This is a genomic window from Roseburia sp. 1XD42-34, assembly GCF_009917385.1.
Taxonomy (GTDB): Bacteria; Bacillota; Bacilli; order Bacillales; family Amphibacillaceae; genus Virgibacillus.
Window position 1 is genome coordinate 51,828 of record NZ_QWLJ01000018.1, and the last position, 23,630, is coordinate 75,457.

A 23,630-nucleotide genomic window follows, 5' to 3' on the forward strand; every position below is an offset into this window, starting at 1 on the left:
CTAAATGTCTCTGAACGTGCCAGAATTTAGGTGCTATTATCTCCCACGTAGCCGTATAGATTATCCAACCCCTGAAGTGGGAGGCTTTCAGCACCTTATATGCAGAATAAAGTTTCTTTATGTAGCTGAGGTGCAACCGCTACGGGATGAGTCTCAATTTATAATTTAGCTCGCTATACGAATTTCCATTAGCAATCTCCTTTCTCATTGTCCCCCTACTGATTGTTAGATAAACGAATGAGGCATTTGACTTGCAGTTACTCCATGGCATTTCCTTCTGGATCTCATTTCAGAGCATGGAGGTAAGTAAGGTAAGACTTGCTGTTAATTACCTATTAACGTATAGCCACGATGCTGGCGTCATAAACGCATTTATGACCACTGTTCACTGCATTATGTTTTTTATGCTCCCCCATTTATTGGCTCCATTCTAAATGTATTGTATGATATATACAAGAACAAAGGCGCAAGCACCCGCTTAGCAACGTAGCAAATGACGAATCAACGAAAGTTAAAAGGAACCTTCCATCAGCAGGGTTTTCTTCACCCCCGCTGATGGTTAGTACCGTAAAGGCATGACCTAAAGGCCTTTGAACGAGTCGGGGATTTAGGTGCTGTTGCCTCCCGCTGCGACTTGTTCAGTTCACATCTTCCATTCTTAGACCGCGGGAGTCTACAACGCCTTTTTACGGGATAAAGGAATCATGCCACTAAAACAGGGGTGTGCCGACGTCTCGACGGCAAGCCCGTTTTTAGCCGGCCTTCCTCTTAGAGGCGAACCGATGTGGCCTTATCGTAAGGCACATTTCTAAAGTCGCATCGTTACTGAACTCATGCGCCGGGCGTGGCTAGTCGGTTATTTCGTTATCAAAGCACCTCATTTCATAGTTTCTTAATCTTAAAACAAATACAAAAAATGAAGAGGTGTTAAACCTTATGAACAAAGGAAATATATTTTTGCAACTAGTTTCGAATTAGGAAGTGTTCTTTTCACACATTTTATTCTATCCCACTATATTTAAGGAAGAAGGTGATCACTTGCAAACGAACCGTTTACCTATACTTATTTTAGTCATGAGTATTCTGTATATTTTTATTATTCCTCATGAGCCGCTTGCTTTTAAACTATTCTTTAAATTAATTCCAATGGTACTCATTATCATTTATGCTTTTTACCAAACACCAAAACAAAAAACAGCTGTACATTGGCTCATTCTAATTGGTCTGTTCTTCTGCTCTATTGGTGATGGGACGATACCATGGTTCGTTGTTGGTCTGTCTGCTTTTTTAATTGGCCATTTATTCTATTTAACTGGTTTTGTTTCCCAATGGAAATTTTCCAAATGGCGGGTAGCAAGTATCATTCCCATTGGGATTTACGCTTGGTTAATGGGCAATGAATTAGTTCAAGCAATTGCCCATTCAGAAGATACTTACCTTGTAATACCGGTGATTATTTATATTGCTGCAATTGCGAGTATGGCGTGGTTCGCAATCATGACCGGAAATATTTTTGCCAGTATTGGCAGTATCTTATTTGTCATTTCGGACTCTATTTTGGCATGGAATATGTTTGTTTCGCCTGTTAATTATGAGCATGTATTCGTTATGGTTACGTATTATGCCGCGCAACTTTTTATTGCCCACAGTCTCAGAAGTTTAGGGGGAAAGCATACACAGCTAGTTTGGTAAACAAAGCCTACATTGCCGTTACCCCTCCTTTAAACTGTTCATTTCTATGCAGCCTTGAAATGATTGGCTTCGGTTTTTTAAATGTAAAGCGAAAAAGAAACGCTTTTCCTCAGCTTGTAGAAAAATGTTCTGCAAGTTTTTTGTTATGCTCAGATTACTACTTTCACTTCTTCATGCTAGGCTTTACTAATAGTTCGATCATAGCAATTGAGTGATAAAATAAATTTTCCATCAGTGAGGACTTTCTTTCATCTCCTGCTAATTGGGAGTACCCTGATGCTATAAAGGCCTCTAGTAGAAACGGACGTTTGGTTTTTGTTATCTCTCACTTAGACTTATTGCGGTATGGACTCTCTAATTCTTGAAGTGGAGTCTTACAACACCTTATATGCGAGATAAATACATCTTAAGTCGTACATCACGTTATTTCCTTAGTCTGTTAACAACAGCATTAATCATGTGTACAATAATAATCGTCCAAAATATTGTCGCCTAGCCAATTACATAACAACCCATTCCATGCACGGAGAGTTTTTCTACTTATACAAAGACGACAGCTATTATCATCCCTATGCTCTAACAAGTACGAATAGGCTTTTTTTAATGGCTGTAATCATAAAAAACTTTTCAATGGGGTATCTGTTTTTGCTTTAAAAAGTGTTCTATTTTTTGATAGCCCTACTAAGTTAGTCATCTATCTTGGAAACTCTTTAAACTTGGTGAAGAAAATTGCTATCCATAGCGGTACGGTGCATTCCTATTTCACCACTTCAATCATATGTGACAAAATTGAAAGGTAGATGTAAGGAAAAACATGCAAAAATACTCTATTGCTCATGGTACCATTTCAAGTAGGAACTAATTTATAACGGCATTTCCTTAAGAAAGGATGATAATAGATGAAGAAATTTTTTGTGACCCCTTTGGTATTTTTTGCTGGTCTAGCTATCATGTTCATCGTTTTTGCAACCAAAAAATGGAACACCGTATTATCCAAGACAGGAAAAAAATCGTAGTCGAGACGATATTTATATCTATAAATGGAGGTTAAAGCAATGTCTGTAGCAGCAATGGAGTTAGTCAATCTGAAAAAAACGATTGGCAACAAAAACATCATCAAAGGTCTATCTTTCTCAATTAATCGAGGAGAAGTCTTTGGTTTTATCGGGCCAAACGGAGCTGGAAAAACAACCACTATCCGAATGATGGTCGGATTGATAAGTATTTCCGAAGGCGATGTCCTCATTCAAGGGCATAGTATTAAGCAAGACTTTAAGAAAGCCGTACGAGAAGTTGGGGCAATAGTTGAAAACCCGGAAATGTATCCGTTTATGACAGGATGGCAAAACTTAAAGCATTATGCACGCATGATGCCAGGAGTAACGAAAGAACGAATTCATGGAGTAGTGAAGCTAATTGGGATGGAAAAGGCAATTAACGAAAAGGTTGGCAAATATTCTTTAGGAATGCGCCAACGTCTTGGAATTGCACAGGCACTTCTACATAAACCGTCTGTGTTAATTTTAGATGAGCCGACAAATGGGTTAGATCCTGCTGGAATAAGAGAAATGCGCGGTCATATTCGCCACCTGGCACAAGAGGAAAATGTCGCCGTAATCGTTTCCAGTCACTTGCTTTCTGAAATTGAACAAATGTGTGACCGAATCGGTGTCATTAAAAATGGAGAAATGGTTACGCTGCAACAAGTTGGCGCTCAGGACAACGGAAACCTTGTTCACCATTTGACCGTTGAACCAACAAATAAAGCAAAACAACTATTAGAAGAACAATTTGATTTGAAAGTTGTCGAACTAGAAGGTGACCTGTCCTTCCGTTGTGAAAAAGAACAAATGCCAGCGATTATTAAAAGTTTAGTAGAGAACGATTGCGCTATTTACCAAGCCAATGTCGTTAATGGCACGCTAGAAGACCAATTCTTTGAACTGATTGGAGAGAACACCATTGAGTAGACTATTAAAATTAATCCAGAATGAACAAGCCAAACTATTTATTCGAAAATCTACTTGGATTATGTACATTATTTTAATTGGAATAATTATTGCCGGTGCTTTTTTAACGGATAAGTTCTCTGATTTGAATGAGGACTACCAAGGGGATGACTGGCGCCAGGTACTTCAAGAGGATAACAAAAAGCTGCAACAAGAAATGAAAAAAGATGAATATGCACAAGCGATAAATCCTGAGACCATCGCAAAAAACAACTACTATTTAGAACATGATATACAACCGGCACCTTATACCGCATGGAACTTTGTTCAGGAGAATGCTGGGTTACTTACATTTGTCAGCTTATTAACTATTATTATTGCAGGTGGAATTATCGCCAATGAATTCCGTTGGGGATCGATTAAATTATTACTCATTCGTCCCATTAGAAGAAGTGGAATCTTACTATCCAAATACATCGCAACGCTCTTGTTTTCCCTATATACGACTATCTTTGTTTTTCTATTTTCATGGATGGTAGGCGCCATTTTCTTCGGTGTCGGAGACCTGAACCCAGAAATTGTAAAACAAGTAGAAGACGGGTTTACAACCGTATCTCTACTTAAAGAAACTCTCACTAGCTATGGATTCCAAATCGTACCACTTGTAATGATGGCGACATTTGCTTTTATGATTTCCGCTGTGTTCCGTAACAGCTCCCTAGCTATCGGTATTTCCATTTTCTTAATGATGGGCGGAAGTTCAGTTATGGGCTTCTTAGCACAAAAAGAATGGGCAAAGTATATTTTGTTTGCTCATATGGATTTAAGCCAATATACAGCTGGGAACACGCCAATGATCAAAGGTATGACGTTGGAATTTTCCATTGTTATGTTACTTATTTATTATGTTATTTTTATAGCTCTATCTTGGATGGTATTTACGAAACGAGATGTAGCTGGGCAATAGCTAATTATAACCTTACATCTGGAAACATAGCTGTTCTGGATGTAAGGTTTGAAATTTGATGCAGATGCTGTTAGAAAGAAAACGGTTGATTTTCGTCCTCATTGATGTTATGATGACGTTAACATAAATATTTGGATCACATGTGACTAATACGATTAGGCATGGTGGTATGATAGAGTAACCTATATTTAGGGCTCTGTATACTGCCATGCCTTTTTTACTGCCAACATTTGTAGTGCAACCCAGCTGTCAAGTTACTGCCCTATTACCTTGTGATCCGTTATTTAAAATTTATACTTTTGGATCCTGTTTCCAATTTTTTGCTAAACGTTTTATACTACTTTATATAGAACCAAAATTTCACATAACAACCTAAAGAAGAAGGAGTACACCTTATGTTTAAAAATTTATTTAAAAAACCAAAAGAACAAATCATTTATGCACCACTAAATGGTGACATTATTCCACTAGAAGAAGTCCCTGATCCAGTGTTTAATCAAAAAATGATGGGCGAAGGTATCGCAATCATTCCAAGCGATGGCAAGCTTGTATCACCGGTTAATGGAAAAGTTGTGCAAATACCAGATACGAAGCATGCTATCGGTCTTATTGCTGACGATAGTACTGAAATCCTTATCCATGTAGGCTTGGAGACTGTAGCCCTCAATGGAAAAGGTTTTAACGTTAAAGTCGCAGCAGACGATGAGGTGAAAACAGGCGATGTACTTATGGACTTCGATCTAGCCTATATTCAGGAACACGCTTCTAGCACGGTAACACCTATCATCATTACAAATAGTAACGATGGAAGTAAAAAGCTCAGCTTTACTGATGAAAGAAAGAGCACAGCAGGAGAAACCGTTCTAATAACGGTCACTTCCTAATATATAAAAAGATGAACAAAGGCGCAAAGCGCCCGGTTAGCAACGTAGCGACTGGAGCGAAGCAAACTAAAGTTTTAGGAATCACGGTGAGGTAACGAACCGATGATGACTTATCGTAGGGTGATTCGTGAAGTCGCCTAGTTGCTGGGCGCTTAAGCCAGACGTGGCTATTCCGTTATATCGGTACTCATAAGCCAAAATTTTTATACTTTCTTATCTTGTAAAAAAGGGGTGCTGTGGGGTTAAGCAAAATCACTCCACACTTTCCTCCCTTAGCGAACTGTTTGTAAAAGGAGAGGTATTCCGGTGAGAATTACAAAAATCCTTAATAATAATGCAGTGATTGTATCAGACGGAAAGCAAGAAAAAATAGCCATTGGCGCTGGTGTTGCATTTAACAAGAAGAAAAAGGATATTATTAATCCAACCAAAATTGAAAAGTTGTTTGTTGTAAAAGAAAATGAAAAATTACAAGAGCTAATCATGCGTATACCGGAAGAACATCTGCTTATCTCTGAAGAAATTATTGCTTATGCCGAACAACAGCTTGGAACAAAATTAAATGAACATATTTTATTAGCTCTGACCGATCATCTTTCCTTTGCCATTGAACGTACGAAGGAAGGAATTCATTTACAAAATAAATTGTTACAGGAAATAAAAATCATGTACCGTGAAGAATTCAATATTGGGTTGTGGGCAATTAATCATGTAAAAGATAAACTACATATTGAACTACCTATTGATGAAGCAGCATTTATCGCACTACATGTCCATACGATGAAAATTAAAGGAGGTGATTTACATGAAACGGTAAGACAAACAGCGATCGTCAAAGATATGATTGAAGCAATTCAAGATGACTTGGACATTATTTTTGATGAAAACACACTCGCATTTGAACGTTTAATGACACATTTAAGGTTTGCCTTAAATCGTGTGAACCATTGTGAAGCGCATTCGTTAGACGAAGAAATGCTTGCTATGATCAAAAAGAAATTTAAGCGTTCTTACCGTTGTTCCGTTAACGTTGCAAAAAAACTTGCTGCAAACCATGGAATTGAACTACCTCCAGAAGAATTAGGCTATATTACGTTACACATCGAACGTCTTAAAAAATACCAATAATACTACTTGATTTAGAGGTCACCACATTGGTAACGCTTTCATTATTAACTATTATTTGATTACAGTTTCTTTTAAGCTTTCATTCATAACCATTATAAGGAGGAATTTATGATGATGAATTATATACAACGACTCGGTCGGTCACTTATGCTGCCAGTAGCCGTTCTACCAGCAGCTGCCATACTATCAGGAATTGGTTACTGGATTGATAAAGACCAAGTGAACACCGTAGCTGTGTTTCTAAACCAAGCAGGAAACTCTATTATAGGCAATATACCCATTCTGTTTGCTATTGGGGTTGCATTGGGTTTAGCAAAAAACAAAGATGGCTCAGCCGCATTAAGTGGACTCGTTGGATTTTTAGTCGTAACGACCCTGCTTTCCACCGATTCCGTAGCCCTACTGCAAGGAATTGAAGCGGGAAGCGTCGACGCTGCATTTAGTGCAAGTAAAAACGTTTTTATTGGAATCATATCTGGTATGGTTGCTTCTGTTATGTATAACCGTTTTAGTCATGTACAACTACCTGATGCTTTTGCATTCTTTAGTGGGAAACGACTAGTGCCGATTATGACATCTGTTGCTATGATGGTTATTTCCGTTCCTTTATTTTTCATTTGGCCAGTCGTCTATAACGCATTAGTATCATTTGGTACAGCCATTATTGACTTAGGATCTGTTGGTGCAGGACTGTATGGATTTTTTAACCGCTTACTAATTCCAACCGGTCTGCACCATGCGTTAAACTCCGTATTTTGGTTTGATGTTGCAGGTATTGACGATATTGGTAAATTCCGTGATGGTACAGGGGTCAAAGGTATAACGGGCATGTACCAAGCAGGATTCTTCCCAATTATGATGTTTGGTTTACCAGCTGCAGCACTTGCTATGTACCATACCGCAAAAACGAAAAGGAAAAAACAAGCCGCTTCGCTGCTTTTAGCAACAGCATTCGCAGCATTCTTTACAGGTGTCACAGAACCACTTGAATTTTCATTTATGTTCTTAGCTCCAGCTCTATATGTCGTGCACGCATTGCTGACAGGACTTTCGTTAGCGATCGCATCCTTTTTCCATTGGACGTCTGGATTTGGATTTAGTGCCGGATTTATCGATTATTTCCTTAGCTATCCATTACCGCTCGCGAATAAGCCATATATGTTACTCGTCCAAGGACTCGTGTTCGCAGTCATCTATTACTTCCTCTTCCGCTTTTTAATTACGAAGTTAAATTTGAAAACGCCAGGACGTGAGGATGATGAAGAATTGGTGGTAGATGATGCTGAAGAAGGAACATCTTCTCGCCAGCGATTTGCTAAGCTAGCTACACAAATTTATGAAGGCTTGGGTGGAGATGAAAATGTTACTTCCATCGATAACTGTGTTACTCGTCTACGTGTCGAAGTGAAAGATATGGATAAAGTAGATGAGGCAAAAATTAAAGCTACCGGTGTTCCTGGTATTAATAAAGTTGGTGCGAAAGGAATTCATGTTATCGTCGGTACAAATGTGCAATTTGTGGCGGATGAAATTAATAAGATACGTAAATAAAAATTGGCACAAGGCTGGGCATAACTGAATTAGTGATGAACAAAGGCGCAGGTCGCCCGGTTAGCAACGTAGCGACTGGAACGAATTAACGAAAGATAAGGGAATCATGCCATTAAAGCTGGGGTATGCCGACGTCTGGGCGACAAACCCCACCCGTTTTTAGTCGGCCTTCCTCTTAGGTACTAACGGATGATGCCTTATCGTAGGGCGCATTTCTAAAGTTGCATCGTTGCTGGGCTCATGCGCCGGATGTTGCTATTCCGTTAAATCTGTATCCCCCAAAGCAACCATTTTTATGCTTTCTTACTCTTTTGAAAAAGAGCAGACATTGCGTCCACTTTTTACCAAACTTTGAATTCTGTCTATAAAAATACAGTTTTTTCATTTATACTAAAGAAAAAGGAGGGACACGTACATATGTTTAAGAAATTTTTCAATTCTATCGGTATTGGTTCAGCAAAAGTTGACGCAAAAATAGAAACAGAAGATTTTGTGCCTGGTGAAATGGTGGAAGGGATTTTGGAAGTAGAAGGGGGAAATTCGGAACAGCAAATAGATCAAATCTATGTAAGCTTATTAACTAACCATACAATGGAAATCAACGATAAGGAAAGCGATAATCATCGCCACACCATTCAACGCTTCAAGCTCACTGATGGTTTTATAATCCAGGCTGAAGAATCTAAATCCATCCCCTTCCGTTTTCAACTGCCTGCAAAAACACCAGCAACTCTTGGGAAAACAAAAGTATGGCTAGAGACAGGTATGGATATAAAAAAAGCATTTGATCCAAGAGATAGCGATTACATACAAGTCGACCCTCATCCATTAGTAGATGCTTTTCTTGACGCGGCGGATAGCCTGGGGTTTGAATTAAAAGATGTGAAATGTGAGCTCACTCCACAATCATCTAAGTTAAAAGAAGCGTTTCCAATTTATCAAGAATTTGAGTTTAAGCCTAAAGCCAAAAAATATAAACGTAAATTAGATGAATTGGAAGCTGCATTTTTCGTCTATGAGTCTGAAGTTGTAGCTATTGTTGAGGTGGATCGAAAAATGCGAAACGAAGATAGTTTTCTAGTAGAGTTTTTCAATCTAGATGAGAGCAATGTTGCTATTCGCTACGGATTTGATGATGTTGATGAGTTGGCAGAGAAACTAGAAGCTCTCATTGAAGAAAATCTATAGTAATTCTAGCTCATAATAACTAATGAATAACCAATGTTTTCAGAATGCCCTTCCTCTCGTTAAATGGTAGTTAGACTTCATAAAGGGTCTTTCCCATTTTCTGAAAACATCCTTGTGTATGGCAACCGACGAGCTTTAAATCCTTTTAGATGAAGGATTTAAAGCTCTTTTTTACAAGATAAGAAAGTATAACATTTGTTGCTTTGGGATAAGGGAATAACGGAATAGACACGTCCGGCGCATGAGCCCAGCAACGATGCGACGTTAGAAATGCGCCCTACGATAAGGCCTCATCGGTCCCTCCCTAAGAGGAAGGCTGAATAAAAACGGGCTTGCCGTCGAGACGTCGGCATACCCTGTTTTAGTGGTATGATTCCCTTATCTTTCGTTGATTCGTTCCATTCGCTACGTTGCTAACCGGGCACCCCGCGGCTTTGTTCTTCTAGCTTTGTTTTTTCTAAACCATAACCAAAGGTATTTTACTTCATAAACATCGGCAATTGGCAAATAGAGTCAATGGCAAGCCTTACAAGCACCTTACGTGCATGAAAAAACACACTACTGAACCCTATTAAAAATATGCACTCTTTATGTGGCAATTAAACAAGTTTATTTAAAACGCATGTTATTGACTTGACATGTATTTACTACCTGTTATAACATGTAGATATAATACGAAGGAGGATTATAAATGCACACAAAAAAAGAAATCGTCCGTTATCTAAATTATTTAACAGACACATGGAAAGCTGTAGAAGAAAATGAGGTTGATAAAATAGAACATGCAGCAGACCTCATCTTTCAAAGTTGTAAAAAAGGTGGTCGATTTTATGTGTTTGGCTCAGGTCATTCCCATATGGTAGCTGAGGAAATATACATTCGAGCTGGTGGATTAGCGTATGTAAAAGGTATATTGCCTCCTGAATTAATGTTACATGAAATGCCAAATAAAAGTACGTATTTGGAAAGACTGGATGGGTACGCAAAAAGTATGTTGAATTTGTACAAGGTGGATAACAAAGATACGTTGATGGTTGTCTCCAATTCTGGCAGAAATAATATTCCTGTGGAAATGTGTTTAGAAGCCAAAAAAATAGATGCCAGTGTAATTGCTCTAACATCTATAGCTCATTCAACAAATGTCTCTTCCAGACATTCTTCCAATAAAAAAATGTACGAGATTGCTGATGTAACCATCGATAATCACGCTCCTAAAGGTGATGCTGCATACATGATGGATGGAATTGATACAGGATTAGGACCAACATCTGATTTTACAAGCATTGGGATTGCTCAAGCAATCATTATAGGAGTTATTCACAAGTTGAAAGAAGCTGGTTTAGATGTACCTGTTTTTAAAAGCTCAAACTTAGATGGTGCCGATAAATACAATGACCAATTATTTGATAAATACTATGGATATTGGAAATAGCCTGAAATCCGGTTGCGTTTTACTAAGCTGATACTTATGCATGGTATAATGAGGCTATTAGATTACTGAAAAGGACTGCAATTAAATGAGAGCGAATTTAGCTAAATACCAAATAGTAAAACAGTATATATTAGATCAAATTGAAAAAAGAATTTATCAGCCACATCAATTAATTGAATCAGAATTAGAATTAGCTGAAAAGCTTCATGTCTCTAGAATAACGGTGAGAAAAGCATTGGAAGAATTAGTAAATGATAAAGTGCTCTCTAAGAAAAAAGGAGTCGGAACATTTGTAAACCCTCTCCCTAAGTATTTAGGATTTAAACCGGGTATAGGCTTTACTTCTGAAGCAAAGAATAGAGGGTTAACTCCTTCAACTAACTTGTTGCGGCTTGCTAAAGTAGCTGCTGATGAAGAGCAGGCTGTGGATATGCAAATTAATGTAAGTGATCCGCTATGGCTTGTCGAACGGATTCGATATGCGAATAATGTAGCAGTGTCTTACGAATTAGAGTACTTTGATTGGCACTTAGTTGGAGAGTTAACAGAAGACATTTGTAAGCACTCCATTTATGAACACTTAAAAGAAAAAGGAATTGAATACGAATATGTCGATCAAAGGATTTCAGCTATAATGGCTGATGAGTCGTCCTCTAAGCATTTAAACATTCCGATTGGTTCACCACTTATCGACATAAAAAATATTGCGTATCTAAAAAATGGAAAACCTTTTAATCTTGGATTCGCATTGTACCAAACAAACTCATTTCATCTAATGCATACCGTTTACCGCTAATAAAGTGAATCTACAATAAACGGGGGTTTTTATTCATGCCCCACGGCTTATTAGTAGCCCAAGGGATGACCTAAAGACCTCCTACAGAATATAGGGATTTAGGTGCTGTTATCTCCCTTAGACTTGTCGCAGGGAGATTATCCAACTCCTTATATCAACTTATTTACGGGATAAATAAGAGAACGAAAGCTAACTTTTTTGTCTTAACTGCTTTTTTAAGCCATTTGCTTTCAACTATTATTTCAAAGGAGAGCTCCAGATGAAAGTGATACTGCTATGTAATGATTATCAGGAAAAATTATTCCCTTACGATAAAGAATGGCAACCTGCTTGTTTAGAGGTTTTAAATGTTGCTAATATTACTCATCAAGTTGATTTTCTTATCGAAAATGGCATAAAACCCAATGAGATACATGTATTTTTAGGGCATAAATCAAAACAAGTCACCCATCTCTTATGGAAATATTCAGGGATTCAACTGTGTAGTAATTTTCAAGATTTTCGAAACTTCTTAGGTGAAAACTATGCAAACTTAGATGAAAAAACGTTAATTATAAGATCAGACTATGTATTCGTTAGAGATGATCTTAAAAAGATACTACATCATGATTCAAAAGATTCTGTATTATTAATAGAGAAGAAAGAAAGTACAGAATCCATCTGTGCCAAAGTAGAAAATGATGAAATCAAATATTTTTTAGGACATCCAAGAGATCATTATGTGACTCATCAAGTAGCAGGAGTGTATAGTTTAAGTAAAGAGGCATTACAATATATCATGCATAGTTCTAATGGTTTTGAAAAAAGAATTTCTGGTTCGATGGTTCCTAATTCATTTTACATGGAAAACGGATTGAACCAGTATATAGATGACGGACTGCGAATAAAAGGTATTGTTGCCGATAAAGAAGTGTTTCAAATGAAGTTTCCTTGGGACATCTTAAATGCTAACATCTATCATTTGAATTTAATGATGAGTCAACTGACAGAAAATGATATTAGTTCAAGTGCGAAAATAGATAAAACAGCTTCTATCAATGGATTTATAAAAGTTGGTGATAATTCTTATTTAGGGAAGAATGTAGTCGTAACTGGGAACCTCATCATAGGCAATAATGTAGTGGTAGATAATGGAGCCATATTAAATGGAAACATACTCATTGGGGACAATTCTTATGTGAAGGATTACGCAAAAATTGAAGGTCCCACGGTTATTGGCAAAGAAAATAAGTTTGGACATAATGCAGAGTTTAAAGGGGTTTCTATGAAAGGTGTTTCCGCTGTTCATTATAGCGAGATGTTTGGTGTAATCGGACGATATGTAGACATTGCAGCAGCGTGTGTGTCTGGTATTTTAAGGTTTAATGATACCAGTCAACCACACAAGATTACAGGTCGTATTTACACGAAGGAGAATTCAAATGCTATCTTTATAGGAGATTATACTCGGACAGGCATTAACAACGTTTTCTTTCCAGGTGTCAAAATTGGCAGTAATTCAGCTTTATACCCTGGGCTAAATATTGAAAAAGATGTCGCTCATGAAACCTTAGTAATAAAGAAACAAGAAATTATTGAAAACAACTGGGATGCAAAAAGATACGGCTGGTAGAATATAAAACACTTTATAGCTGTTATCGTTTTTCTAATACTACAAAGTGAATCGTCAATCCGTGGGGAGTTGTTCATCCCTCACGGATGGTTAGTGTGACAGGATAGGTTTCTGTACGAATCAGACGTGGAAGTGGTGTTTTATCCTACTTAGAACTTACTTAGCAGGGCTTTTCCACCTGTTAAACCGGGAGACTTACAGTAACCTTATATGTGAGGTAAAGCATTAATTTTATGCTTGCTTATACGATAAACCCTAGATGTTTTATACATTGTATGAAAAAACTCGCTTTAGGCTAGAATTTTATTTTCACGCTAAATGGGAACCTCTTTATGCAACCCTGATGCTTATAGCGTCTAGATTGTTAAAAAACACGAAGACGCATAAATACTTTTCTGGTTAACATTTTTTACTGTATATTTAAGCCTCCTTCTCTACAACGATTTACTCCTTCATAAAGATTTTTTTACAAGACCGATTCTATTATCAAACTTTCACCATTATTTGCAAAATTATGCCATTTCATGAAACCGTTCACAACAAACAAAAATATGATATAATGAATTTTCTGCCCTGTTCTAAAACCACTCCACATACGAATCCGTCATCGTTTTATACACATTTCGCAACAATCACAGATCATGATTTCACAAAAGATGTAGATAAGGGGGAACTTTATTGGAAACATTCACAATTTGGTCATTAATGATCGATCTTAGTATTATTTCTGGATTACTTTTAGTAGGAACCATTTTACGTGCAAAAATAAAATGGATACAAGCTTTATTCTTACCTGCCAGTATGTTAGCAGGATTTCTTGGACTTGCCTTTGGACCTAGCGGGTTTGGTATTTTACCTTTTTCAGACCAGTTAAGTGCCTATCCTAGTCTGTTAATTGCAGTAATTTTTGCTGCCATTCCAATCGGTGCAGCAAAGGTACATATATCCCAAGTATTTCAACGCGTCCGTAATATGTTCTCCTATTCCATGATCCTCATTTTATCGATGTGGGGAGCAGGAGCATTATTCGGAATACTCTTTTTAAGTCCATTGTTTTCTGATTTGCCTAGCGGATTTGGTCTGATATTAGGAGCGGGGTTCGTTGGTGGTCACGGGACAGCAGCAGCAGTCGGGGAAGGCTTCGCTCATGCTGGCTGGAAAGAGGCAGTGGATCTTGCCATGACCTCAGCTACAATTGGTATCCTAGTTGCTGTAATAGGGGGTTTGTTTCTCGTCAAGCGCAGCACAGAACAAGGAAAAACCAAATTCATCACCAGTTTTAAAAACCTTCCCAATGAATTACGATCGGGGCTAATCCCACATCACAAGCGATCCTATATGGGAGTCGAAACCGTTTCTCCCAATTCCATCGACCCATTCGTGCTGCATGTAGCTGTTATAACGTTTGTCATTGGAGTAGCTTATTGGATTACGAATGTACTATCTGATTTAATTCCAGCAGTATCTTTTCCATTATTCAGTATCGCTTTTGTCGTTGGACTTTTATTCCAAACTCTTAGCCGTAAAGTAAAAGCAGATGATTATATTGATCAACGAGTCATGGAGCGAATCGGTGGAACAGCTACTGATTTCCTTGTAGCTATTGGTATAGCATCCATTAATCTTAAGGTTGTTATGGATTATGCTCTACCACTTATTATTCTGTTTGCATTTGGGATCTTATGGGCATATATTTTATTCCGCTTTGTGGGTCCTAATATATTTCAGGACTTCTGGTTGGAAAAGTCCTTGTTTGGTTGGGGCTGGAGCACAGGTACAGTGGCAATGGGACTTGCTCTTTTACGCATTGTTGACCCTGAACTCAAAAGTAAAACTCCAGAGGATTATGCACTAGCTTATATCGGTGTTGCGCCGGCTGAGATCGCCGTTATCACCTTTACACCAATTCTGTTTGCCGCTGGGCTCACGTGGGTCATTCCACTTGTTCTTTTACTCGGCACTGCCATTATTATTGGGATTTACAAATATACAGGATGGTGGGGAGCTAGAAAAAACAATATTGATGAATATAATACGCCGAGCTAAACAAGCTCGGCATATATGTTTTCATTTATACGACGGCTGGACCGACGAGCGATATTGGTTTTTTACCAAGAATCAGTTCACATAATTTCCCGTAGCCGATTTGTTTATATGCACTTAAGAGTGCCTTAATATCTTTTGCTTTTGGATCTGCTTTTAGTTTTCCCACCTCTCGATTATATACAGTTAAGATATAATCATCGTTCACCTGCGGACGATACTTGCTCGGGTCTTCCCCCATAATTAAACAGCCCATATATTGAAAGTTAAATTGAAGCTGTCTCGTCAAATGAATAATCCGTTGAAATTGACGATATTCTTCTGGTTTAGTTGCTTTAAATACAGCAATTGCCCGTTTCGCATCTAATAACTCCTGGTAACTAGATGTAATAATCATTGAAAACCTCTCCTTTTTCCCCTTATTCATCCCAAGGTTTTTTAATTGAAAGCTTGGCAACTAAATCCTTATTTTGTTGTCGTTTCAATCTACGGATTTTAGCTCTTTCCTCTCCAGTCTCATAAAGAAATTTTTCTTCTTCTGATTCTGGAATTACTTTTGGAACTTCAATTGGCTTTTTATTTTCATCCAGCGCAACAAAAGTTAAAAAGGCGGTTGCTGCTATTCGACGGTCAGCTGTAATCATATCTTCGGCAATCACTTTACAGAAGATTTCCATAGAGCTTTTTCCTGTATAAGCTACAAAGGATTCAATACAAACCGAATCACTTTGCCGTATAGGTGAGTTAAAATTAACCGAATCAGTAGATGCGGTTACGCATTCTTTTACTCTTGCATGTCTCCTCGCTGACAAGGTGGCACATGCATCCAGCTTTTTCATTAACACTCCGCCAAATAAGGTGTGGTAATTGTTTAAATCATTAATTAATACTTGATCATTTTGAATGATACGCGTATCTTTACTTCTTTTTGCATGCATGGTATCACCTTATCTATCCAATTTATCTTTTTTCGCTTTCTTATCCATTATAATTCCCCGATACAGCGGACGTAAAATGCCGTTTTTAAATGACCTTCATAACAAAACGTTATGTAAGGGCTTTATTGAAGAAAAATACAATATTTTCTTACAACAATAAAAACGGAAGGGAATGAAAGAAGAGCGTTAAACCCCCTTTTCTCCGTTGAAACTTACAAATGAATTAATTTCATAATAAATATGCATTTCCGTCGAAACACACGGAAAATATAGTGAAAAGCGAACGCTTATGTCATTTTTGGACCAGGGTGCCCGTTTAGCAACGTAGCGAGTGGAGCAAATCAACTAAAGTTTTAGGAAACATGGTGAGGTAACGAACCGATGATGAATTATCGTAGGGCGATGCGTGAACTTGCCTCGTTGTTGGGCATTGAAGCAGGACGTGGCTATTGCGTTAAGTTCGTATCCCCAAAGCAACCATTTTTATGTTTTCTTATTGTACAAAAAAAGCTTGCTAAAAACCAAGAGAGGTTTGCAAGCTGCTTTCTATCTAGAACATCCTTTCTATTGATGTTGTAATTTTTCTTCTGCAAACTGGATAAATTCTTTCATCACATAAGACAGATATGAATCCTGTTTCCAAATTAAAGCTAGCTTCCACTCCATGGTCGGGCTTGCAACAGCAACAGCAGTCACTTCCCGAGTCAACTCCCGACATGTACTATCTGGAAGAAACGTAATCCCAATATCTGAAGCAACCATTTCTTCAATGAAATCAAGCTGAGACGTTTCCAAAATAATTTTCGGCTTAAATCCCGCATCTTTACACGCCTTGACTATGCTTTCACGTAATGAGAAATCTTTATTAAACATAATAAATGCTTCGTTTTCTAGTTCATTTAGTGTAATACTTTTTCGCTGTGCGAAACGATGCCTTACCGGAACAATCAGCTTTAATCCTTCATGTATAAAAGCATGAGAAGCAAAACCTTCCTGTGTCGTCGGTAAAACGACAACTCCAAAGTCCAGTTCTTCTTGATGAACTTTTTCTTCAATTCTTTTAGAGCCATCTTCTTCTAGCTGAAATGTTATCTCTGGATATTTATGATGAAAGGAAGCAATCAATTGCGAAAAGAAAAATGCGTTCGTGATCGATGGCAGACCTATTCGCATATGCCCCTTTTTCAATTGCTGAAATTGGTCTAATTCCGCTAGTAACATTTCATATTGCTCTTCTATGTTTTTAGCATATTGATAAACGACCTCACCTTCCTCTGTTAATACAAGCTTCTTCCTGGAACGGATAAACAATGTAAACCCAAGCTCGTCTTCAAGTGATTTAATAATCCGACTAATCGCAGGCTGCGTCATATATAATCGAGTGGCAGCCTGTGTAAAGCTCCCCGTTTCCGTTACTTCGATAAAGTATTGTAGATATTTGATCTCCACTTTTCTGCCCCGCTCCCCTAATAATGGTTGCTATGTTAAGGAGGTTTTATGATCCGTTCTCTATAAGTAACTCCTTTTCCTTATCTATTTCTCCCAACTACTTCCTTTACTGTTCATTTCATCCCAATAAGTTCTTGATCTTGCATTCCTTTTTAACTATGCTTTAACGCATAAAGGTGAAAGACATTACTATATCTATTGACTCAGTTTTCCTCCCCACCAGCTGTTTGTAAACACTTCTGCCAACAAAAAAATTATTTAAAATACTCCTGAAACGTTTGAATAAATTCCTCTGGAGAAGACTCTACTATATACGTGTATACGCCTTGTAATGAGTGTAAATATAAAATGCCCCCTTGATTAGAAATTTCCCGATATGAAAAATCTAACACATCTTCTATATGGAATTCACGTCGGTGCGTAACCACCTTATTGGAATATAAATATAGCATCCGTTCCTGCTTGATATCCTCTTGCTGCAAACTCGTTACTACTCTTTCCATTTTGAAGTACGGCTGTTTTGCAATTAGACTCACCAAATCAGTCTCCCTTCAGAATAGTATACCGTTTCTTCGGACATGCATTGAATTTCATAGAACGTAATTCCCTATACATTTCCCCAATACACCGTCTCCCCTTCTGTTAAATTCAGCTCCGAAAGTATTAAGCTATATGATAACTAATATAATAGTATCATAATTCATTCTTTTTCATCTTTGTAACGCATTATTGCTTCATTTCTTATAATGTTTTACTATTCATTGGTCCATAATGATACAAAGTAAAGAAACTTTCATATCTTAGCTCATTTCAGCTAAACATTTTTTATACTCTTTCATCAAATTTTCACATTCCTTTTTTATACTATCATTAGATTCGTTTGAAATTTGGAGGAGAGCCTATGCCATCAACCACCGTTTTAATGACAATCGCGATCTATGTAATCAGCTTTGCCGTTGGCTTCTTAGCTTATTACCTAACCAGTAATCTTTCCAGCACAGCTAAAAGAAAAAATGTAGAGCTCATGATCTCCTATTTAATAAATTTAGTCTTATTTATTTGGGTTGCTAAAGTCGTCATGCAATTACCATTATTTCTTTCCGACCCGATTGCCGTTTTAGCTTATCCAAGTAATGCCCAAGCTTTTTACCTAGCTCTTTTATTATTAGCGATACAAATGAACTATCAAGTAAAAAAGCATGGACTACAGATCCAAAACCTGCTTGTAAACTACATTCCCGTGTTGGTTATAGCATCCTTCACCTATCAATTTATGGATATCGTATGGCGTGATAATCCATTGGCATGGGGTAACTTTGTACTGATGATGTTTTTACTGCTCCTGTTTCTATTAGTCAGAGAGCGTATGCAAGATCATATTCTTTTAATAAGTCTAATCATTAGTTGGTTAAGCGGAAAACTTATCCTCAGCTACTTGCTGCCATTTACAACGATTTTCGGGTATATGATCCATCCACTTTTCTTAATTACGGTCAGCATAATTAGTTTGCTTATATTACTACTCCAAAGAGAGAGGGTGTCTTCGTGACAGCAGCAGCAGATTTAACGATATGGTTGGCGTTAGGTGCAGGGATGTTATCTTTCCTTTCCCCTTGTACCTTACCCATTTTTCCGGCGTATTTATCTTACATAACCGGAATGAGTGTAAAAGAACTAGAAACAAATAACCATGTAAAAATCAGAAGTAAGCTACTTATTCATGCCATTTTCTTTTTACTTGGTGTATCACTAATCTTTATTAGCCTTGGTATTGGTGTTTCCTTTTTAGGACAATGGATTCAAGGTCTACTTGCTGGAGAATCCGGAGATTTCATTCAGCGGATTGCCGGTATTTTTATTATAGTGATGGGGCTATTCGTCGGTGGCTGGTTAAAGATCACTTCATTTATGAAAGAGAAACGCTTTCGCTTTACTACAAAACCAGTGGGCTATTTAGGAACTGTTTTTGTCGGGATGGGATTTGCAGCAGGATGGACACCCTGTATTGGACCTATTTTCGCTTCCATTTTAGTAGTTGCGGCAGCTAATCCCACACAAGGCGCCTGGTATACTGTGTTTTATGTGATCGGCTTTGCACTTCCTTTTCTCATACTTACTTTCTTCCTCGGCTCTACAAGGTGGATCGTCAAATATAGTGGGATTATTATGAAGGTAGGCGGCGTCATTATGATTATCATGGGAATTCTTTTATTCGCTGGTCTTATGCCACGGATTTCGGCGTTTTTATTAAATCTTGTTCAGGATACATGGTTAACAAACTTAGGTTAGGAGGAAATGGTTCATGAAAAAAGCGATTCTCGTTATTATTATTATCGGAATGTTCTCTTGGGCATTATACGATTTTGTGTTTTCATCCAATAAAGCAGCACAAGAAGCAGACGCACCTCCTGCTGGAAACCAAATCACATCCCAAGAAAACCAAACGAGCGAAGCAGAAAAAACAGGAGATTCCAGTGAAGTTGGTTTAGAAGTCGGTAATCTCGCTCCCGATTTTAAATTACCTACGTTAGACGGGGATACCATCCAGCTATCTGAATTACGCGGCGAACGAGTAATGGTTAATTTCTGGGCTACGTGGTGTCCTCCATGTCGTGCGGAAATGCCAGACATGCAAAAATTTTATGAAAATAAGGATATAAATATTTTAGCTGTTAACTTAACGGAAACAGAAGGCGACTTAATGAACGTCCAAAATTTCGTCAGTGAATACGAGCTTACTTTCCCAATCTTAAAAGATGAGAACACCGAAGTAGCAAATACATACCAAATTCAACCTATTCCGTCGACTTTTATGATTGATAGTAACGGCATCATCCAGTATAAAGCCTTTGGCGCAATGAATTATGACTTAATGGTACAGGAATTTGAAAAAATGGAATAACGAATTCTCGTATAAGAGTATATAAAAAGATACAGCTTTCCGGTATCACTTTCCCCTTCAACTGCGGTACACTAGTATTGAGGTGAGATCATGAAACAAACAATTATGGTTGTTGAAGATGATAAAATGATACGCCATTTGGTACGTATTTATTTAGAAAAAAATGAATACGAAGTGGTCGAAGCAGCCGATGGTGAGGAAGCAAAAGTCGTATTTTCAAAACACCTTCCATGTCTGATCATCCTTGATTTAATGCTCCCAAGGTTAAGCGGAGAAGAATTCTGCCATTGGGTGAAGCAACAGGAAAATGGCGAGGTTTCTATTATCATGCTCTCTGCTAAGACAAGCATTGAAGATAAGATAGCTGGACTGAAAATTGGAGCAGATGATTATATGACAAAGCCGTTTGATCCAAATGAACTCGTTGCACATGTGGAGGCTGTTTTGCGGCGAACGGGTCATTACTGTCAGAAGATTGTCCGGGATGGTCTTTGTATAAAACCACGAAAAGGGGAAGTTCTGCTCCATAATGAGCCCATTCAGCTTACAAAATTTGAATTTAATCTGCTTTATCTGTTTATGCAACACCCGAATATGGTTTTATCACGAGAGCAACTTGTAACAGAGCTCTACCCTCATTCGGAAAGTATGGTTATGGATCGAACGATTGATGCCCATATAAAGAAATTGCGGGAAAAAATTGAAGAAGCACCTGCTAAGCCAAAACGAATTCAAACTGTTCGTGGAATGGGGTATAAATTTGTCCAAACTACAATCTAAACGAATGAACATGACACCTGTCAGTTTTCTGTGGAGATTAACGTTTTTACATTTTTTTGTAATCAGTGTCGCTTTATGGATAAGCGGTTGGGCCATGTATAATACTGCTTGCTTTTTAGCGGCCGGTGTTGGGAACCTGGATGAACTTAGACAGCAGCAATTTAATCAAACGCTATTAAATTATGTTTGGCTCTTTGTCATGATCGCCATCGTGGTTGCCTCGATTTTATATTTTTATTTATCGAAACGACTACTACATCCAATTCAGGAATTAATGGAAGCAACCCAATTGTTAAAAAACGGAAAATACCCCGACCCTATCCCTGTTTCCAGAAATGATGAAATTGGTCAGCTTGTACAGCAATATAACCAATTGATTGCCCAGCTCAGTCGTAATGAGGTAGATCGAAAAAAACTCATTTCTGATATTTCACATGAGTTTCGTACACCACTGTCCAATCTTAACGGGTACCTGTCGGCATTGAAGTCAGGTGATATGGAAGGGGATCAGGAGTTATTTGTAGCACTTTATCAAGAATCGCAACGACTTACTTCGATGCTCCATCAGTTTGATCAACTAAAGCAATGGGACTACACCACTTCAAATTCATATAAACGTAAAGAAATGCAGGCGGTAAAACCACTTCTGGAGCAGTGCATTTCTATGTTCCATTGGACGCTAAAGCAAGCGGGCATCCAATTGGAATTACGAGCGGAAGTAGCAGATGTATATGTCCACGCTGAAGGAATTCAACAGGTCATAAGTAACCTCTTAGACAATGCGATTCAATACTATAAGGGAAAAGGATCTATTCGCATTACCGGACAAAAACAAAATGACGGCTATTATATTGGTGTTTCCGGACCTAGTGAACCAATTCCTGACCAAGAAAAAGAAATGATTTTTCAACGGTTTTATCGTCTTGAGTCATCCCGCAGTAGAGAGACAGGCGGGGCTGGATTAGGTCTTGCAATTACGAAAGAGATCATAGACCAACATGGTGGAAGTATTCGGTTGGAAACAACAGCAATAGAAAATACCTTTTGGGTCTGGTTACCCTGTCAGTAGCTGCACTTCCATTCGTTCTATCCATCGATTTTAACCCATGTACTTGGAGTTGGGGTATTGTTAGAGAAAGGTGCTCTTATCTCCCGCTTAGACTTGTTATTCAACTCCTGCAACATAGAGTCTTACACACCTAATATATGGAGAATAAAGGCGTTAGCTATTACTTAGGGAGTTGATAACGTTTATTTCGGTTGTCTTTGGTTGGAGGAATCGGTCTAACACGGTAGGAATTCCTAGCTTCCTCATTCCGCCGTTTGGTTTCAGGATTTTGACACGACGAACGGATTAGGATAGTAAATACCTTCATCGAGTTGTCCTCGAATGGAAGCCCAGTGTTCCATGATATGCGCTCGTAGGTTTTGTACAGGGATCTCATCCACACCATAGCTTCCTTTATTTCGCTCGACACGTTCAGTGCGAGAATGAAATTTCCCCGTTATAGAATTCTTTCCAACATGATATCTAACTCCTGCATGAATGGCTCCTTCTGCTTATGTCGCAATTACTTTCAGCCCTTCTAGTGCCTCCCCACGGGATTCACCGTTTCCTTCACTAGGAAGGTTTACATGTTTTACTTCAACAAGTATTGCGTACGCAGGAGCGACCATTCTTCTTAAATGATTTAGTCGTTCTTCCCAGATATCCTAGAAATATCTAGTACTACGGCTTCGGCTGACTTCTGATAGTTCAGCGAACACTTACATGTTCGGTTGTGGCGTGTGCGTCGCATTTCTATCAGACCTCCTTCTCCTCTCCATCTCTCCACTTCATTTACTTGATGTATCCTTTGGCAGTGAGGGGTTTAACTTGTTTAGCAGTCTCCCCTAAATACATCTACCCTCCTATGAAGTTCGTGCTCCTAAGGGCAGATATTTGCCTCCGACTTCCTTCAGATTCTGGTTCATCCCAGACAACCTTGTCTTAAACTAACCACTTCTACTGTCTTCTTGGCTCGGCATTTCAACCCTAGAGAATATGCGTTATACCTGGGACACGAACAAAGGCGCAGAGCGCTCGTTTAGCAACGTAGCGACTGGAACGAAGCAACTAAAGTTTTAGGAATCATGGTGAGGCACGAACCCAATGATGACTTATCGTAGGGCAATGGAGTGAAGTCGCCTAGTTGCTGGGCGCTTAAGCCGAACGTGACTATTCCGTTAAGTCTGTATCCCCAAAGCAACCATTTTTATACTCCCTCTATATACTAACGTTTTCTCTTGTTTTCTTTGTTTTTCTTAGAATTTCATTTT

General features: G+C 38.3%; 20 protein-coding genes. 16 read left to right on the forward strand and 4 right to left on the reverse strand.

The annotated features are described in order from the left end of the window. Positions 1–1,038 precede the first annotated feature (1,038 nt). The 11 genes from D1839_RS11465 to D1839_RS11515 all read left to right on the forward strand — a co-directional run bounded on the left by D1839_RS11465 (position 1,039) and on the right by D1839_RS11515 (position 15,245). A complete protein-coding gene (locus D1839_RS11465; protein WP_120380040.1) occupies positions 1,039–1,692 on the forward strand; it encodes a lysoplasmalogenase in 654 nt (217 codons plus the stop codon). Between the two features lie 1,055 nt (positions 1,693–2,747). After that, positions 2,748–3,662 carry an ABC transporter ATP-binding protein gene (locus D1839_RS11470; protein WP_120380041.1) on the forward strand — a complete coding sequence of 305 codons (915 nt, stop codon included), beginning with the start codon at positions 2,748–2,750 and terminating at the stop codon, positions 3,660–3,662. Further along, entirely contained in the window at positions 3,655–4,608 is a 954-nt protein-coding gene (locus D1839_RS11475; RefSeq protein ID WP_120380042.1) for an ABC transporter permease, read from the forward strand. Before D1839_RS11470 ends, D1839_RS11475 begins: the two co-directional genes overlap by 8 nt. Before the next feature lie 395 nt (positions 4,609–5,003). Next, complete coding sequence (locus D1839_RS11480; protein ID WP_120380043.1) at positions 5,004–5,492, forward strand: PTS sugar transporter subunit IIA; 489 nt, start codon at positions 5,004–5,006, stop codon at positions 5,490–5,492. A gap of 306 nt (positions 5,493–5,798) precedes the next feature. Further along, on the forward strand, positions 5,799–6,620 hold the full coding sequence (locus D1839_RS21100; RefSeq protein WP_120380044.1) for a PRD domain-containing protein: 822 nt from the start codon (positions 5,799–5,801) through the stop codon (positions 6,618–6,620). Positions 6,621–6,731: 111 nt separating this feature from the next. Further along, positions 6,732–8,171 carry an N-acetylglucosamine-specific PTS transporter subunit IIBC gene (gene nagE, locus D1839_RS11490; RefSeq protein WP_120380045.1) on the forward strand — a complete coding sequence of 480 codons (1,440 nt, stop codon included), beginning with the start codon at positions 6,732–6,734 and terminating at the stop codon, positions 8,169–8,171. 417 nt (positions 8,172–8,588) lie between these two features. Then, complete coding sequence (locus D1839_RS11495; protein ID WP_120380046.1) at positions 8,589–9,359, forward strand: sporulation protein; 771 nt, start codon at positions 8,589–8,591, stop codon at positions 9,357–9,359. 691 nt (positions 9,360–10,050) lie between these two features. Further along, complete coding sequence (locus D1839_RS11500) at positions 10,051–10,791, forward strand: SIS domain-containing protein (RefSeq protein WP_120380047.1); 741 nt, start codon at positions 10,051–10,053, stop codon at positions 10,789–10,791. An 85-nt stretch (positions 10,792–10,876) separates the two neighbouring features. Next, a complete protein-coding gene (locus D1839_RS11505; protein ID WP_120380048.1) occupies positions 10,877–11,587 on the forward strand; it encodes a GntR family transcriptional regulator in 711 nt (236 codons plus the stop codon). 259 nt (positions 11,588–11,846) lie between these two features. Next, complete coding sequence (locus D1839_RS11510) at positions 11,847–13,199, forward strand: NDP-sugar synthase (protein WP_120380049.1); 1,353 nt, start codon at positions 11,847–11,849, stop codon at positions 13,197–13,199. Positions 13,200–13,877: 678 nt separating this feature from the next. Next, positions 13,878–15,245 (forward strand): sodium/glutamate symporter, encoded by a 1,368-nt coding sequence (locus D1839_RS11515; protein ID WP_120380050.1) that lies wholly within the window; start codon positions 13,878–13,880, stop codon positions 15,243–15,245. 25 nt (positions 15,246–15,270) lie between these two features. Here D1839_RS11515 and D1839_RS11520 read toward each other — a convergent pair whose 3' ends face one another. The 4 genes from D1839_RS11520 to D1839_RS11535 all read right to left on the reverse strand — a co-directional run bounded on the left by D1839_RS11520 (position 15,271) and on the right by D1839_RS11535 (position 18,165). After that, a complete protein-coding gene (locus D1839_RS11520) occupies positions 15,271–15,639 on the reverse strand; it encodes a hypothetical protein (RefSeq protein ID WP_120380051.1) in 369 nt (122 codons plus the stop codon). 22 nt (positions 15,640–15,661) lie between these two features. Further along, complete coding sequence (locus D1839_RS11525; RefSeq protein WP_120380052.1) at positions 15,662–16,180, reverse strand: acyl-CoA thioesterase; 519 nt, start codon at positions 16,178–16,180, stop codon at positions 15,662–15,664. A gap of 564 nt (positions 16,181–16,744) precedes the next feature. Then, positions 16,745–17,629, reverse strand: a complete 885-nt coding sequence (locus D1839_RS11530; RefSeq protein WP_120380054.1) for a LysR family transcriptional regulator — start codon at positions 17,627–17,629, stop codon at positions 16,745–16,747. 254 nt (positions 17,630–17,883) lie between these two features. Further along, a complete protein-coding gene (locus tag D1839_RS11535; protein WP_120380055.1) occupies positions 17,884–18,165 on the reverse strand; it encodes a hypothetical protein in 282 nt (93 codons plus the stop codon). A gap of 365 nt (positions 18,166–18,530) precedes the next feature. Here D1839_RS11535 and D1839_RS11540 point away from each other — a divergent pair, with 365 nt between their 5' ends. The 5 genes from D1839_RS11540 (at position 18,531) to D1839_RS11560 (ending at position 22,380) form a co-directional block, all read left to right on the forward strand. After that, positions 18,531–19,178, forward strand: coding sequence for a hypothetical protein (locus D1839_RS11540; protein ID WP_120380056.1), 648 nt, complete (start codon positions 18,531–18,533; stop codon positions 19,176–19,178). After that, positions 19,175–19,918, forward strand: a complete 744-nt coding sequence (locus tag D1839_RS11545; RefSeq protein WP_199690093.1) for a cytochrome c biogenesis CcdA family protein — start codon at positions 19,175–19,177, stop codon at positions 19,916–19,918. Before D1839_RS11540 ends, D1839_RS11545 begins: the two co-directional genes overlap by 4 nt. Before the next feature lie 13 nt (positions 19,919–19,931). Continuing rightward, the gene (locus tag D1839_RS11550) at positions 19,932–20,531 is read left to right on the forward strand and encodes a peroxiredoxin family protein (RefSeq protein WP_120380057.1); all 600 of its coding nucleotides are present in this window, start codon (positions 19,932–19,934) and stop codon (positions 20,529–20,531) included. Positions 20,532–20,621: 90 nt separating this feature from the next. Beyond that, on the forward strand, positions 20,622–21,311 hold the full coding sequence (locus D1839_RS11555; protein ID WP_120380058.1) for a response regulator transcription factor: 690 nt from the start codon (positions 20,622–20,624) through the stop codon (positions 21,309–21,311). Continuing rightward, the gene (locus D1839_RS11560) at positions 21,292–22,380 is read left to right on the forward strand and encodes a sensor histidine kinase (protein ID WP_120380059.1); all 1,089 of its coding nucleotides are present in this window, start codon (positions 21,292–21,294) and stop codon (positions 22,378–22,380) included. Before D1839_RS11555 ends, D1839_RS11560 begins: the two co-directional genes overlap by 20 nt. Positions 22,381–23,630 lie beyond the last annotated feature (1,250 nt).

Coding starts and splice junctions, on each gene's coding strand:
- D1839_RS11470 (WP_120380041.1), top strand. CDS start 2,748: ATGTCTGTAGCAGCAATGGAGTTAGTCAATCTGAAAAAAACGATTGGC.
- D1839_RS11480 (WP_120380043.1), top strand. CDS start 5,004: ATGTTTAAAAATTTATTTAAAAAACCAAAAGAACAAATCATTTATGCA.
- nagE (WP_120380045.1), top strand. CDS start 6,732: ATGATGAATTATATACAACGACTCGGTCGGTCACTTATGCTGCCAGTA.
- D1839_RS11495 (WP_120380046.1), top strand. CDS start 8,589: ATGTTTAAGAAATTTTTCAATTCTATCGGTATTGGTTCAGCAAAAGTT.
- D1839_RS11500 (WP_120380047.1), top strand. CDS start 10,051: ATGCACACAAAAAAAGAAATCGTCCGTTATCTAAATTATTTAACAGAC.
- D1839_RS11505 (WP_120380048.1), top strand. CDS start 10,877: ATGAGAGCGAATTTAGCTAAATACCAAATAGTAAAACAGTATATATTA.
- D1839_RS11510 (WP_120380049.1), top strand. CDS start 11,847: ATGAAAGTGATACTGCTATGTAATGATTATCAGGAAAAATTATTCCCT.
- D1839_RS11520 (WP_120380051.1), bottom strand. CDS start 15,639: ATGATTATTACATCTAGTTACCAGGAGTTATTAGATGCGAAACGGGCA.
- D1839_RS11525 (WP_120380052.1), bottom strand. CDS start 16,180: ATGCATGCAAAAAGAAGTAAAGATACGCGTATCATTCAAAATGATCAA.
- D1839_RS11540 (WP_120380056.1), top strand. CDS start 18,531: ATGCCATCAACCACCGTTTTAATGACAATCGCGATCTATGTAATCAGC.
- D1839_RS11550 (WP_120380057.1), top strand. CDS start 19,932: ATGAAAAAAGCGATTCTCGTTATTATTATTATCGGAATGTTCTCTTGG.
- D1839_RS11555 (WP_120380058.1), top strand. CDS start 20,622: ATGAAACAAACAATTATGGTTGTTGAAGATGATAAAATGATACGCCAT.